Here is a 14,090-nt window from a genome sequence, read left to right on the forward strand (position 1 = left end):
GCCGCAGGGTCGCGAGCGCCGACCGGCCCTCACCTTCCACCAGGCAAAAAAAAGCGTGCCCGAAGGCACGCTGAAGGATGAAGCGCACGCGTTATCACTTGACCTGAGTGAGCAGATCCCGGCGCAGCAGCGTCTTGACCTTCACCAGATGGTCTTCTTCCTGATCCTTGGCTTTCTGGAAGCCCTTGGCGATGCGGGGGTGACCGCCCGCTTCGGCCAGCTCGATGAGCATTTCCCAGGCAGCGTTGTCTTCGAGCTCGATGGTCAGCAGCGCGTTGAGGCCCTGGGCGATATTGGTGCGCGGATCGGTCAGCACCTGCATCACCCCCAGCGACTTGACCCCCACGATGTCGGCGCACGGCGTCTGTGCGGTCGGGTCAGCGCCCAACGTCTCGATCGCTTCGGCGACCAGGTTCATGTGCTCGAACTCCTCGTCACGGATGTGCTGGAGCATCTGCACCAGGTCGGACTCGGCCGTCTCGAGTGCCTTGGCCTTGGCGATCATGGCGTCATACAGCCGCACGCCACTGCGCTCGAACGCCAGGCGCTCGCCGAGTTTGTCGACCAGCAGCTCCGGGCTCTTGCCCAGCGCCATGTCGAAGGTGGATTTGAGCATGCCTTTGGCCGAGCCCGGGACCGGCACGGAGCCGATGCGATCGGCCTCTTCGGCCCGGGTCGTGCGCTCCAGCATCATGCCCTTCGAGTCACCCGGTACATCCGGATGGATTTCGTTGACCGCATCGAGCAGGCGCTTGGTGTCCTTCGGGGACATCTGCACGCCGGTGAAGTTGGTGCCGAGTTTTGCGGAAGTCGCCATGTCAATTCTCCTCAAGAAACCTTACGCATGCCCATCAGTTCGCCGCCCGGCGCCCATTGGTAACCCGCCGACACGATGTTCGACGCAATGCCTTCGGAATTGAGCTGAGCCCGATAATCCAGCGAGTTTTGTGGCTCCTGGCTCTTGTCGACGTACTGGGTACCGTTCGAACGCAGGTTGACCTCGGCGGCCAGCACCTGGCGGACGAAGTCGCGCTGGCTCTTGAACTCGATCATCTTGGGCAGCGGACCGCCCAGAATCTCCGCCGGGTCACGGCGCTCGATGTTCTTGAAGTGCTCGCAGGCAAGGTTCAGATGGCCCAGCTCGTAGTCCAGGAAGCGCTCCCACATCGCCTTGATCCGCGGATTGGTCTCCTGCTCGGCACAGCTGGCATAGGCGTAGACCTCCATCGCCTCATGCACCAACCATTTCTCCATGAAGGATTCCTGCGGGTCGGCGAGCGAGCCGTACTGCGTCACGTGCTGCTCCTCGACCGACGCGATCTCGGCGTACAGCTGACGGGCCAACGGATCGGCGAACAGCGGACCGATGTTCTGATAGTAATCATGGGTCTGGAATTCGGCTGCCGTGATCATCGCGCAGTGAATCTTGGTGATCAGCGCAGCCTCTTCTTTCTCGTAGCTCTCGCGCAGGTCGTTATCCGGATGGCGATGGTGTTCGGAGGTCTGCCGACCCGGGACGATGTCGGTGTAGCCCTGCAGGATGTTGTTCGCATCCTTGCCTTCCAGACGGTCGAGCATCGCCGAGTAGCGATACAGGTGGTCGAAGTCCTCCAACAGGCCGAAGCGATAGGTCTGGGCCTGATAGGGGTCAGGCTCGGTCTGGGCAACGGCGGCGGTGACCTCGATGGCCACCTGCTCATAGGCCACGGTCGTTTCCAGCGGCGAGTGGTCGGCGGAGATCAGCCAGTTGATCATCGTCGCCTGGTGCTGCTCAACGCGACGGATCTCGGCAAGCGGGCCGCGCAGCTGGCCGGTGATACGGGCAATGCCATGCTTGAGGCGCAGCGCATCGGTCTCAACGCCGTTCATCAGGATGATGCGCACCCGGGTGAAGGCATCGTCGTCGAGCTTGCTGATCGGCTTGCCCGCCATCTCCTTCCAGGTGAATTTCTGCTTGTCGAGGGGCGTGCCCTTGTTGTCGAGGATACCGGTCAAGTTGTCCATGGAGCCTCCGTTGGAACGGCTTTTTCTAAGGGGTCGGCGTACAAGGCGTACGGCTGTAATCACGGGTCAGCGAGGCTGACGGCCTAGAAAATGGACGAGACCGAGCGCCAAACAATTCCACGACAAACGGCGCTAAAAGAAGGGATTACGACGAGCGGCAGGCCCAAACCGCGTCGAACAGGCTGACATCGAGCGAAGCGGAATCGGCCGGTAAGGCTCACGGCGACTGGCCCCAAGCGCAGCGGCGCGTCGTGTTCAGCGAAGCGATTCGAGCTGGATGTTCCGCTCGTCGGCAGGCAGGCGTCCGAGCGCTTCGGCCGCCTCGTAGAAGCGCAGCCAGTCACGCCCCTGTTGTACGAACAAGGCTGCGAACGCCGGCACCCAGCGGTCATACAGCCCGAAGGGCACGAGGCTGGCATTGTTCAACGGCTGCGCCATCCAGCGATCGAAGCGGGTGTCGCCCCGCCACCGCGTGTCTCGCATCTGCCGATAGGCCTGGCGCAAGCGGCTGAATTCGGCCACCTTGGCGGCGCGCATCCGCTCGGCGTCCAGGCCTGACCCGTAGAGCGCGGCGAGGCGTTCGCGCGTTGCCAGCACCAGCCGGCTGAGGTCGGCATACGGATCGGGTGCGCCAGGCTCAGCGGGCACGAGCCCTCGATGGGCGCGCCATTGGCGCAGCCCCTCTTGCTCGACGAAGCTGGCAAAAGATTCGTTGAAGGCCGTGTCATCGGCGACGTAAAGCCGCTGATGCGCCAGTTCGTGAAAGATCAGCCCGGCCAGGCGCTCATCGTTCCAGCGCAGCATGGAGCTGAGCAACGGATCGTCGAACCAGCCCAGCGTCGAATAGGCCTGCACACCGGCGACCTGGGTGTCATAGCCCTTCACCGACAGGCGCGCGGCGGCGCCCCGTGCCCGGCCCTGCTGGTAGTAGCCCCGATACGCGACGCAACCGGCGATCGGGAAACAGTGCGTCAGCGGCGCGACGGAAAACTCCTCGGTGGCGAAGACATTCCACACGACATAGGGCCGCCCGATATCGGCATAGACACGGTAGCTGCCGTTGTCCGGCAACCCCAGCGACTCGCTGGCGAACCGTCTGGCTCGCAGCGCCTGGCTCAATCGCTGGCGCAGGTTTCGATCGGTCTGCTCGCTGGCAATGATCGCGTCGACCGGCTCGCGCTGGCGCAGCAACTCGAACTGGCCGACGGCGAGCTGACCGTAATAGGTGCTGCAACCGCTTAGCGCCAAGGCCAACAGCAGGGGAACCCAACGCAGGCGGTGGTTGTCGACAGGGGCGCTTTGGGGCTTGCACATGAAACGAGCCTGGTGACGGAGCCCGGACGGGCGATGCACCGAGCCTACAACGACAGCGAAGCCCGCCCAACCACGACAACGCGTCCTCATCCAGCCAGATCGCCGAGCGATCGGAGAAACAGCCATGCGAATCCTGCTTGTTGCGCTTGCGCTCACCAGCCTGGGCGGTTGTGCCCTGTGGATGCCAAGGCCAGACCCCAACCAGGCCTGGATCGAACTGGCCCCCCATGGCGAAACCGAACTCAAGGCGGTCGCCGTCGACCAGAAGCCGCTCGATGACCACCGCTATTTCCAGGTCACGCCCGGCAGCCACCAGCTCGGCATGCGCTACCGCTTCGAAGTGGCCCCGGCCGATGTGGGCCGCGACAGCGAAGCGCTCGAGCGCGACTGCCGGCTGACCCTGGACTATGATCGCTTCAATGCCGGCGCGCGCTACCGACTGGTCGCCGGCGGTTACGGCTTCCGCCCCTGGGCGAGGCTCTACGATCAGCACGACCAGCTGCTGGCCAAGGCCACCGAGCGCGGCTGCGGCGGTGTCGCCACGCGCTGACGTCCTGCCACGACGAACCGATGCGCAACGGTGCGGCCGTTGAAAAAGCGCCGCATCTGGCGCAGGCTCGATGACTGGCCGCGGCAGCCTGCGCTGAACCGGTGGTCATCCAGAGGATTCATCATGCGCCTGCCCTTTTCGTTACTGCTCCTGCTTGGCCTGGCCGGCTGCGCCGGGCCGTTGCCCAAGCCTGACCCCGAAATGGCCTGGGTCGACCTGCGCGCGCAACCGAGCGACATCTTCATGTCCGACCGCCTCGACGACGAGCGCACCGCCGACGGCCGCTATTTCCAGGTCAGCCCCGGCGCGCATGAACTCGAGGCGCGCTACGAATTCGAAATCACCAGTGGTGGGCTCGGCCAGTTCGGCGAGACCCAGTACCTGCGCTGCACCCTGGTCATCCGTTACGACGATTTCCAGCCCGGGCGGCGTTATCTGTTCGAAGCCCGATCCCTGGGCTTCACCCCGCAGGGCTGGCTGCGCGACGAAGACCGCAAGGTGCTGGCCGACGCCGAGGCCGAGCACTGTTATTGAGCGACGCGCCGCGAGGCGGCACGTCAGCAGAGAGGTAGACGATGTCCCGTATCGAACACACACGCTTTTCCACCCTTGACCTCGCGCCGATCCGTGATGACGGCGACGCCGGGCTCGCCCTGCGCAACTCGCTGGCCCTGGCCCAGCATGTGGAGCGGCTCGGCTTCGAGCGCTTCTGGGTTGCCGAGCACCACAACATGGACGGCATTGCCAGCGCCGCCACCTCGGTGCTCATCGGCTACCTGGCTTCCGGCACCTCGCGGATTCGCCTGGGTGCCGGTGGCGTCATGCTGCCCAACCACGCCCCCTTGGTGATCGCCGAACAATTCGGCACCCTTGAAGCCCTCTACCCCGGTCGTATCGAACTGGGCCTTGGCCGCGCGCCGGGGGCCGACCAGTTCACCGCGCATGCGCTTCGCCGCGACCGCATGGGCAGCGCCGACGACTTTCCGGCAGACGTCGAGGAGCTGCAACTGCTGCTGGGCCCGCGCCAGCGCAACCAGCGCGTGATCGCCATGCCGGGTATGGGCAGCAACGTGCCGATCTGGCTGCTCGGCTCCAGCCTGTTCAGTGCGCAGCTGGCCGCCGCCAAGGGCCTGCCCTATGCCTTTGCCTCGCACTTCGCGCCACGCTACATGCACGAGGCGATTCGCCTGTATCGCGACAACTTCAAGCCGTCCGAGGTGCTCGACAAACCCTATGTGATGCTCGGCGTGCCGTTGATGGCCGCCGATACCGACGAGCAGGCCGAGTACCTGGCGACCACCGCGTACCAGCGCATTCTGGCGCTGGTGCGCGGGCAAAGCCTGGTGCTGGTGCCACCGGTCAGGAGCATGCAGGGCAAGTGGCTGCCGCACGAACAGGATGCAGTTGGCAGCTTCCTCGGCATGGCGCTGATTGGCGGCCCCGAGAAGATCCGTGCGCGCCTGGACGTGCTGCTGGAACAGACGCAGGCCGAGGAGCTGATCTTCACGTGCGACTTCTACGAAACCGCCGACCGCCATCGCGCGTTCGAGATCGTCGCCGGGCTGCGTTGAAGCCCGGCTAAAGCGCAGCGGTCAATCGGCGACCTGAATGATGACCTTGCCACGCACGTGGCCGGTCTGGCTGAGGCGCATGGCCTCGGCCGCGCGTTCGAGCGGGAAGCGCTCAGCGACGGGCACGTCCAACCGCCCCTCCGCGGCCATGTTCGCCAGCACCTGCAGGTCCTCCCCGCTGGGCCGAACCCAGATGTAATGCCCGCCGGCGTCCTGCACCGAATCGTCGACGATCGAGGCATGGCGCCCGCCTTCGCGCAGCACTGCGAGCGTGCTCTGCAGAACGCCGCCCACGAAATCGGCGACCACGTCGACACCTTCCGGCACCAGCGAACGCACGCGTTCGGCCAGCCCCTCACCATATTCGACCGGCTCGATGCCCAGCGAGCCGAGGAAGGCGTGATTCTGTTGCGAGGCGGTGCCGATCACGCGGCCGCCCAGGTTGCGAGCGATCTGCGCACCCAGAACCCCCACGCCGCCGGACGCCGCATGAATCAGCACCGTATCGCCACGGCCAATCTCCAGACGCGTGAGCAACTGATAGGCCGTCAGCCCGGCCAGCGGCAACCCACCCGCCTCGTCCCAGCCCAGCGCCTGCGGCTTGCGCGCCACCGAGCGGGCCGGAACGCTGACGTACTCGGCATAGGTGCCGCCCTGGACGAAATCCTTGCGCGCATAGGACAGGACCTCGTCGCCCGGCGCGAATTCCGGCACGTCAAAACCCACCGCCTCCACCGTGCCGGCCACGTCCCAGCCGGGGGTGACCGGAAAGAAGGTCGTCATCAGGGCATCGAGCTTGCCGGCCATCAGCTTCCAGTCCACCGGATTGACGGCGGCACGACGCACACGGATCAACACCTCGCCGGGCGCCACCTTGGGCATGGGCTGGTCGGTGAGCTGCAGGACATCGGGCTCACCGTAGTGCGCATAGGTCATGGCTTTCATCGAAAACTCCTCTGGCTGAACGCGGAAAACCGGATCGCCTCGACGCGCACGGGCGCGCCTGGCGTTTCTCTAGTGACCGGACAGCGCCCAGGCAATTCCGCCCGACGAGCGCCGCGTGCCATCCGGCCATTGCGCTGAACCTCGCTGCTCGAGGTGGGTTCGAACGCACATCATCGCGCCGACATGGCGCCCCATCTGCGTTATCGGAACCTTGAATGAGTTTTCTCGAATGGATGGCCGTACTCGGCGTCCTGCTGTTGATCCTTGCGCTGGCCTCGGCCTACCTGCGCTGGCTGCCGGTCACCACCTCGCTGATCTACCTGGGCTTCGGCCTGCTGATCGGCCAGCTCGGTGTCGGCCTGTGGGAGATGGAATTCCTGCACATCGCCAGCTGGATGGAACACCTCACCGAAATCGCCGTGCTGGTGTCGCTGTTCGTCAGCGGGCTGAAACTGCGCATGCCGCTGCGTCACCCGGCCTGGAAGAGCGCCTACGTGCTGGCCGGCCCGGTGATGCTGGCCTGCATCGCCGGCGTCGCCGCGTTCTGTCACTACCTCTTCGGGCTGCACTGGGGTATCGCGGTGCTGATCGGCGCGATTCTGGCCCCCACCGATCCGGTGCTGGCCAGCCTGGTGCAAGTCAACAACTCGCGTGACAGCGACCATGTGCGCTACGGGCTGTCCGGCGAGGCCGGCTTCAACGACGGCACCGCCTTTCCCTTCGTAGTCTTTGGCCTGCTGCTGATCGAACAGGGCAGCCTGTCATCCGGCTGGGTCAGCGACTGGGCCTTGCATCGGTTGCTGTGGGCGGTGCCGGCGGGCCTGACGTTCGGTTACCTGCTCGGCCGACTGATCGGCAAGCTGGCGATCTACCTGCGCGCGCGGCACGCCGACACCTCCATGTCGCCCAACGATTCGCTGGCCCTGGCGTTGATCGCACTCGCCTATGTCGGGGCCGAGCTGATCGGCGCCTGGGGTTTTCTCGCGGTGTTCGCCGCCGGCCTCGGTTTGCGGCATGCGGAAAAGGACGCCGCCCACGAATCGGAAACACCCTCCGAAGAGCTCATCGCCCACGCCGTGCCGCACATGGCCGAAGGCGGCCTGACGCCCCGGGAACTGCCGCTCGAAGGAACGAAGATCGCCGAGCCCAAGGTGGCCGCGGGGGTCATGATGGGCGACATCCTCACCTTCGGCGGGCAGATGGAGCGCAGCCTGGAAGTGCTGCTGGTCACGATGCTCGGCGTGTTGGTCTCGGTGCACTGGGACTGGCGGGCGATACCCCTGGCGCTGGCGCTGTTCCTGGTGATCCGCCCGCTCAGCGTCTGGCTGTTGATGCCACGCCGCTACCTGGACCGCACGCAGCGCCTGACCGTCGGCTGGTTCGGCATTCGCGGCATCGGCAGCCTCTACTACCTGAGCTATGCGGTCACCCACGGCCTGCTGCCGGACGAGACGGAGGTGATCATTTCCCTGGTGATTTCGGTGGTGTCGCTGAGCATCCTGATTCACGGGCTGAGCACCCAGCCCCTGCTGCGCCGCTACGAGCGCAGCCGCGGCCAGACGCCCACCGATCACGCCTGAGTGGTCGGCGGCCAGGACCGCCCGCACCGGTCAGCTGTTGGCGAGGCGGAAGCCCACCTTCATGGTGACCTGGAAATGCCCGACCTTGCCGTTCTCGACATGGCCGCGGATTTCGCCGACCTCGAACCACTCGACGTTCTGCAGCGATTTGGTCGCCTCGGCGATACCGTTCTGAATCGCCTCGTCGACGCTGTTGCGCGAGGAACCGACGATCTCGATCTTCTTGTACGTGTGATGATCGGACATGAACTGTCTCCTTCTGGTCTGACGAGCCTCCGCTCGGGAATGACGCGTCCTGCCTGATTGAGGCCCGTACAAAGGGCCGGAAGTTCAGCGCAGCGGCTCGATCAGGCCGCCGATGGGTGTCCCATCAGCCGGCGCGCCCATCAGCGAATGCGTCGATACGCGTAGTGCCGGGGTTTGAAGACCTGATTGAAATAGCGCCCCATGGAATCGGCCTCCAGCAGCGCCTGAACGACCTCTGCCGGGACCTGCTCGTAGCGATACTGCGAGCCATTGTGAAACTCGACCTCCAGCACCTGCTCGTCCGGGTCGTAACCCAGCGCACGCAGACTGCTGGACTCCACCGCGACATGCTTCATGGTGCCGGGTCGAGCTGCTTCGTGAAGCCTTCGGCCTGCATGCGCCACAGCGCATCGAATTCGCCGCCACGGCTGCGCAGCTCCTGCGGCGGACCGTCTTCGACGATCCGGCCGTCGCGCAGCACGATGATGCGGTCGAAGCTCGACAGCGTGGACAGCCGGTGCGCGACGGCCACCACGGTGCGGTTATGGACCAGGTTGTTCAGGGCTGCCTGGATCTCCGCCTCGGACTGGGTATCGAGCGCCGAGGTGGCCTCGTCGAGGATCAGGATCGGCGCGTCCTTGAGGAACGCCCGGGCGATGCCCAGCCGCTGGCGCTGGCCCCCCGAGAGCATCACCCCGCGCTCGCCGACCAGCGTGTCGTAGCCCTGCGGCAGCTCCCGGATGAAGGCGTCGCAGAAGGCATTGCGCGCGGCCTGCATCACCTCTTCGTCGCTGGCACCGGGGCGGCCGTAGCGGATGTTCTCGCGGATGCTGCGGTTGAACAGCGCGGTCTCCTGCGGCACCACGGCGATCTTCTCGCGCAGGCTGTCCTGGCTGACGCTGCGCACATCCTGCCCGTCGATCAGGATGCGCCCGCCCTGCACGTCATCGAGGCGCTGGATCAGGTTGATCAGCGTCGATTTGCCGGCCCCGGACGACCCCACCACGCCGACCTTCTGCCCGGCCGGGATATGCAGGTCGAGCCGCTCGAACACGGCGCCTCGATCGGGGTAGCTGAAGCTGACGCCTTCGAAGGTGATGTCGCCCTCGGCCAGCATCAGCTGGGTATCGGTGTCTTCCAGGCCATGCGGCTGGACGATGATGCGCAGGGTGTCGTCGATCGCACCGAGCTGCTGCGTGGCGTCCACCAGCGCCAGGGCGAGGTCGCGTGAGCCGTGCAGGATCCGGAAGGTCAGCGCGCTGACCAGCACCACGTCACCGGCCGTGACCGAGCCCGCCACCCACAGGCTGATCGCCCAGACGAGCATGCCGCCGGCCATGACGGACAGGCAGATGTCATGCATCACCCGCGCTTTTTCCAGGTACATCCAGCTGCGCCGCTGGGCACGGGCCTCGTAGCCGATCTCATGCGCCAGGCGCTCGGCCTCGCGATCGCGTGCGGAAAAGGCCTTGATCGTCCAGACGTTGGATACCGCATCCACCAGCTCGCCGCCGACCCGCGCCGACTGGGCCGCGAAGCGCTGGTGCTTGGAGCGCCCGCGGATGCCGAAGCCGGTGATCAGCGCCGCGACGATGGCGACGAACAGGATCAGCGCCAGCGCCATGCGCCAGTCGACAGTGAACAGCACCACCACGGCGCCGAGGAAATCGACGATCGGCGGCACGATCTTCCAGGCCAGCCCGCCATAGATCGAACCGGCCGCGGCCCCCAGGGCGGAGATGCGGTTGCCCAGCGAACCGGCGAAATGCTCGGTGAAATAGCGCATCGGGTGGCCGGTCAGGTGCTTGAACAGATCGACGCGGATGTCCACCACGCTGGCCACCACGGTGCGGCAACCGAGCCAGCCGCCCAGGCGCCAGAACACGTTCTCGGTGACGATCAGGCCGATGAACAACCCCAACGGCCACCAGACGTTGGCCGAACCGCGATCCGACGTGCCCTGCGCCATCGCATCGACCAGCAGCTTCATGCCGTACTGCACCGCCACGGCACAGCTGGCGGCACCGATGATCAGCGCCAGCAGCCCGCCGAAATGCCAGGGCCGCGCGCAGATGTAGTGCCAGAGAAAAGCCACCGGCCGGCTGGGTAGCGGTACGTCCTTGGGCTTGGGCGCCGCGGCCGGTGCATTCATGACAAGGCTTCGGCGAGGTGCGGAACGGCGTTGGCCTGGTTGAAACGCATCTGTTGCAGGCGAAGCTCGTCGGCCAGGCCTTCGTGCACACCGCGATGGCCGTTCTCGTCCGGGAAGCCGAGCAGCCCCACCGGGCAGTGTCGCTCGTCGGTCCAGCCCGGATAGTCCAGCACCGGATACAGGCAAATGCCTTCCACCGGAACGCCGGCCTGCATCGCCAGTCCGGCCTGCTCGCTGACATAACGCAGCCAGTCGCCACGCACGTCGCCTTCGGCCCCGGTTTCAGCGATCACCAGGGGCCGCTTGTAGCGTTGCCAGATCTCACGAAGGATGCCCTTGAAGGGCCGGTAGTCGGCACAGTCCCTGGGAATGGTGCTGCCGTCCTCGTGGTACCACTGGTTATCGGAGTAGTAGTTCACCCCGATGATGTCGAGGTATTGCGGTGCACCGCCAAGGCCCGGCCAGAGCTCCCCGGCCAACATGTCCCAACCCTGGAACTGCGACAGCCGGAAGTCCTCGGCGGCGCGCTGCGGCCCGGGTCGATCATTGCGCGAGGTGACATGGATGGCCGGGTCGACCTGGACGAAGCGGGCTCGCGGGTCCACATCGCGAATGGCCTCGATCGCCGCGATCGACGCGCGGATGAGCTGGTGCTTGAGCTCGAAGCCGCGGCCGCGGGCCATGGGGTTGAAGTAGGCCTCGTCGCCGCCCGCCCATGACCAGAAGGAGATTTCGTTCACCGGCGCGTAGAAGGGCACACTGTCGGTTTCATCCTTGACCACCTGCGCAGCCGCCGCGGCGAAACGGGCGAAGCGCTCGACGAACTGGGGTCGCCAGATGTCGATGTCGTCCGGCCAGCCGTAATGGCACAGATCCCAGATCACCTGGGTTCCCTGGCGGTGCGCGGCCTGCAGCATCGGCAGGAAGCTCGACCAGTCGTAATGGCCGGGCACCTGCTCGATCAGATGCCAGCGCAGGCCGTCGCGTGCGCTACGGATGCCGTGCCGTTGCAGCACGCCGTAGTCATGCGCGGCCCAGCGGTCGTGGCCGGTGGCGGCCAGCAGGTCCAGGCGCCGGCCGTCGCTGCGCCTGTGCGTGGAACATTCGAAACCACCGAGAAAAAAGCTGTTGAACAGCGAGGGCTGATACATCAGGCGGTCACTCCGTCACGGGGCCTGGTCGGCCAGGCTGCGCGCATGCTCTGCGCTCTCGCCGGCATCCGGGCCCTGCTCGGCTTCCTCGATGCGCTTGTACAACGCCAACGCCTGCCCCACCACCTGGTCCATGTTGTAGTACTTGTAGGTGCCGAGGCGACCGACGAAGGTCACACCGGGCGTCTGGTCGGCAAGCTGCTGGTAGCGCTTGTACAGCTCGGCGTTCTCCGGCCGCGGGATCGGGTAGTAGGGATCGCCCTCGGCCGAGGGGTATTCGTAGGTGATGCTGGTCTTCGGGTGGACCTGCCCGGTGAGGTGCTTGTACTCGCTGATGCGCGTGTAGGGCACGTCTTCGCTCGGGTAGTTGACCGTGCCGACCGCCTGGAACTGCTCCTGCTCGAGCTGCTTGTGCTCGAACTTCAGCGAGCGGTACGGCAGCTTGCCGAAGCGGTAATCGAAGTACTCGTCGATCGGTCCACAGAAGATCAAATGATCATGCTGCACCTCGTCGCGGATCTCGCGGTAGTCGGTGTTGAGCATGACCTTGATGTTGGGGTGCGCCAGCATCTTCTCGAACATCTTCGTGTAGCCATGCTTGGGCATCTGCTGGAAGGTGTCGGTGAAGTAGCGGTCGTCGGTGTTGGTGCGCGTGGGGATGCGCGAGGCCACCGACTTGTCCAGCTGCGACGGGTCCAGCCCCCACTGCTTGCGGGTGTAACCACGGAAGAACTTCTGGTACAGCTCGCGGCCGATGCCGTTGATCACCACGTCCTCGCTGGTCTGGATGTTCTCCACCGGCTCGGCGCGGCTGGCAAGAAAATCCGCCGTCTCCTGTTCGGTGGTCATGTTCAGACCGTAGAGCTTGTTCAGCGTGGTCATGTTGATCGGGATCGGCACCTGTTGGCCGTCCACTTGGGCCAGCACGCGGTGCTCGTAGGGCCGCCACTCGGTGAAGCGCGAGAGGTAGTCGACGATGCGCTGGGCGTTGGTATGGAAGATGTGCGGGCCGTAGCGGTGGATCAATACGCCGGATTCGTCGTGGTAGTCGTAGGCGTTGCCGGCAATGTGCGGGCGCCGGTCGACCACCAGCACGCGCTTGTTCAGCCCCGCGGCAAGGCGCTCGGCGAGCACGCTGCCGGCGAAGCCGGCGCCGACGATCAGGTAGTCGAAGCCGCGCCGGCGGCCGGACGAGCCCTCGCTGGCGCCACCGCCTGCATGCTCGGGGTTGCTGTCTCGCAGGCTCACTTCGCGCATTGCATCTTCTCCTTCATCAGGGCCCAGGTGTGGTCCCAGGACATGTCGCCGAGGATGTCGTCGGCAGTCTTCAGCAGGCGGTCGCGGTCTTCGGCATCCGCCAGCGCCTTGTCCACCGCCTGGATGAACGCCTCGGGCGTTTCGGCGATGTGGACGATTTCGGTGTCGCCATAGGTGCGCACCACGTCCTTGATCGGCGTGGAGACCACCGGGCAACCTCCGGCCAGGTATTCGGGTGTCTTGGTCGGGCTGATGAAGCGCGTCGATTCGTTCATCGCGAAGGGCATGATCGCCACGTCCCAGCCGGACAGGTAACGCGGCAGCTCGTCGTACGTCTTGCCGCCGAGGTAGTGGATGTTGTCGCGGCGCGGCAGGTCGGCCGGATCGATCTTGACCACCGGGCCGACCAGCACGAACTGCCAGTCGGGGCGCTGCTTCGCCACCTCGGCGACCAGCGCGATGTCGAAGCGCTCGTCGATCACCCCGTAGAAGCCCAGCCGAGGATGTGGGATCTCGGCCTGGTCGTCAGGGTCGGCCTGCGTCCGCCGCGCTTCGGCGAAGTGCGCGACATCCACGCTGCTCGGGAAGGGGTAGGCATTGTCGTGCAGCTCGCGTTTGGCTTCCCAGATGCTGTAACCACCGGTGAACACCAGGTCGGCGCGCTTGAGCAGCTCGCGCTCACGCTCGACAAGCTCCGGCGGTGCGCCGCGGAAGGCGGAGAGCTCGTCCATGCAGTCATAGACCGTCAGGCTGGGCTCGAGGTGGCCGGCATATCCGAGCGCCATCGGGGTGTAGAACCAGAGCATCAGCTCGCCGACGCCCAGTTTCTTCAGGTAGCCGTCGAGCAGATCGCGCTGCACGCGCAGCGCCGTCTCGCCTTCGCAGTCCTGGGGCAGGCGCGGCACCAGAACCTGCACGCCGTTCTCCTCGGGGCGTACTTCCAGCCAGGGCTGCGCATCCTCGGTAGGGATGGGTTCTTCGAAGAAGAGCACGTTGAAGTCGCGGGCAAAGCGCGACATCAGGTGCTGTGGGCGCTGGTAGACGAAGCTCCAGCGCAGGTGGGACAGGCATAGCAGGGTCGGAATCTGCTCGTCGAAGATCACCTCGGGCGGCGTCTCCGGCTTGTCGGGGGATTTTCCAATTTCATATTGGTAGGGACCGGCCCAGCTCATGAAAACCTCATCGAGTGGCGAAGTCGTACCCAGAATCCCTTCCGCCGCATCGCAAAACCCGCGCTCCTGCGCGTGGCGTCATGAATTTTTGGCACCTGCAACAAGCAGAAAAATTGCCGTTACGCAAGCGTCATCCGCCGGCTATGGA

14 protein-coding genes are annotated in these 14,090 nt (G+C 65.5%); 4 read left to right on the top strand and 10 right to left on the bottom strand.

All coding sequences use genetic code 11. From position 1 onward, the window contains the following. Positions 1-94: 94 nt before the first annotated feature. The 3 genes from MST27_RS20155 to MST27_RS20165 form a co-directional block, all read right to left on the bottom strand. Complete coding sequence (locus MST27_RS20155; protein WP_243607713.1) at positions 95-817, bottom strand: ferritin-like domain-containing protein; 723 nt, start codon at positions 815-817, stop codon at positions 95-97. Positions 818-828: 11 nt separating this feature from the next. Then, positions 829-2,004, bottom strand: coding sequence for a hypothetical protein (locus MST27_RS20160; RefSeq protein ID WP_243607714.1), 1,176 nt, complete (start codon positions 2,002-2,004; stop codon positions 829-831). 255 nt (positions 2,005-2,259) lie between these two features. Continuing rightward, on the bottom strand, positions 2,260-3,318 hold the full coding sequence (locus tag MST27_RS20165) for an aminopeptidase (RefSeq protein ID WP_243607715.1): 1,059 nt from the start codon (positions 3,316-3,318) through the stop codon (positions 2,260-2,262). A gap of 124 nt (positions 3,319-3,442) precedes the next feature. On the opposite strand from MST27_RS20165, the gene MST27_RS20170 reads away from it, so the two are divergent. From MST27_RS20170 to MST27_RS20180, 3 genes are all read left to right on the top strand, one after another. After that, the gene (locus MST27_RS20170) at positions 3,443-3,868 is read left to right on the top strand and encodes a PA0061/PA0062 family lipoprotein (RefSeq protein ID WP_243607716.1); all 426 of its coding nucleotides are present in this window, start codon (positions 3,443-3,445) and stop codon (positions 3,866-3,868) included. Between the two features lie 123 nt (positions 3,869-3,991). Next, complete coding sequence (locus MST27_RS20175) at positions 3,992-4,402, top strand: PA0061/PA0062 family lipoprotein (RefSeq protein ID WP_243607717.1); 411 nt, start codon at positions 3,992-3,994, stop codon at positions 4,400-4,402. Positions 4,403-4,443: 41 nt separating this feature from the next. Further along, a complete protein-coding gene (locus MST27_RS20180) occupies positions 4,444-5,439 on the top strand; it encodes an LLM class flavin-dependent oxidoreductase (protein ID WP_243607718.1) in 996 nt (331 codons plus the stop codon). A gap of 21 nt (positions 5,440-5,460) precedes the next feature. Here the strand turns inward: MST27_RS20180 and MST27_RS20185 are convergent, their stop codons facing one another. Beyond that, positions 5,461-6,384 carry an NADP-dependent oxidoreductase gene (locus MST27_RS20185; RefSeq protein ID WP_243607719.1) on the bottom strand — a complete coding sequence of 308 codons (924 nt, stop codon included), beginning with the start codon at positions 6,382-6,384 and terminating at the stop codon, positions 5,461-5,463. A 215-nt stretch (positions 6,385-6,599) separates the two neighbouring features. On the opposite strand from MST27_RS20185, the gene MST27_RS20190 reads away from it, so the two are divergent. Next, the gene (locus MST27_RS20190) at positions 6,600-7,964 is read left to right on the top strand and encodes a cation:proton antiporter (RefSeq protein ID WP_243607720.1); all 1,365 of its coding nucleotides are present in this window, start codon (positions 6,600-6,602) and stop codon (positions 7,962-7,964) included. Between the two features lie 30 nt (positions 7,965-7,994). On the opposite strand, the gene MST27_RS20195 is transcribed toward MST27_RS20190, so the two are convergent. The 6 genes from MST27_RS20195 to MST27_RS20220 all read right to left on the bottom strand — a co-directional run bounded on the left by MST27_RS20195 (position 7,995) and on the right by MST27_RS20220 (position 13,942). Next, entirely contained in the window at positions 7,995-8,210 is a 216-nt protein-coding gene (locus MST27_RS20195; protein WP_243607721.1) for a dodecin, read from the bottom strand. Positions 8,211-8,350: 140 nt separating this feature from the next. Continuing rightward, on the bottom strand, positions 8,351-8,566 hold the full coding sequence (locus MST27_RS20200) for a KTSC domain-containing protein (protein WP_243607722.1): 216 nt from the start codon (positions 8,564-8,566) through the stop codon (positions 8,351-8,353). Beyond that, positions 8,563-10,362 (bottom strand): ABC transporter ATP-binding protein, encoded by a 1,800-nt coding sequence (locus MST27_RS20205; protein WP_243607723.1) that lies wholly within the window; start codon positions 10,360-10,362, stop codon positions 8,563-8,565. Before MST27_RS20205 ends, MST27_RS20200 begins: the two co-directional genes overlap by 4 nt. Next, complete coding sequence (locus tag MST27_RS20210; protein WP_243607724.1) at positions 10,359-11,513, bottom strand: arabinogalactan endo-1,4-beta-galactosidase; 1,155 nt, start codon at positions 11,511-11,513, stop codon at positions 10,359-10,361. Before MST27_RS20210 ends, MST27_RS20205 begins: the two co-directional genes overlap by 4 nt. Before the next feature lie 15 nt (positions 11,514-11,528). Then, the gene (gene glf, locus MST27_RS20215; RefSeq protein WP_243607725.1) at positions 11,529-12,770 is read right to left on the bottom strand and encodes a UDP-galactopyranose mutase; all 1,242 of its coding nucleotides are present in this window, start codon (positions 12,768-12,770) and stop codon (positions 11,529-11,531) included. Beyond that, positions 12,758-13,942, bottom strand: coding sequence for a glycosyltransferase family 1 protein (locus tag MST27_RS20220; RefSeq protein WP_243607726.1), 1,185 nt, complete (start codon positions 13,940-13,942; stop codon positions 12,758-12,760). The genes glf and MST27_RS20220 overlap by 13 nt, the downstream gene beginning before the upstream one ends. Positions 13,943-14,090 lie beyond the last annotated feature (148 nt).

Source organism: Stutzerimonas marianensis (genome assembly GCF_022810315.1).
Taxonomy (GTDB): domain Bacteria; phylum Pseudomonadota; class Gammaproteobacteria; order Pseudomonadales; family Pseudomonadaceae; genus Stutzerimonas; species Stutzerimonas marianensis.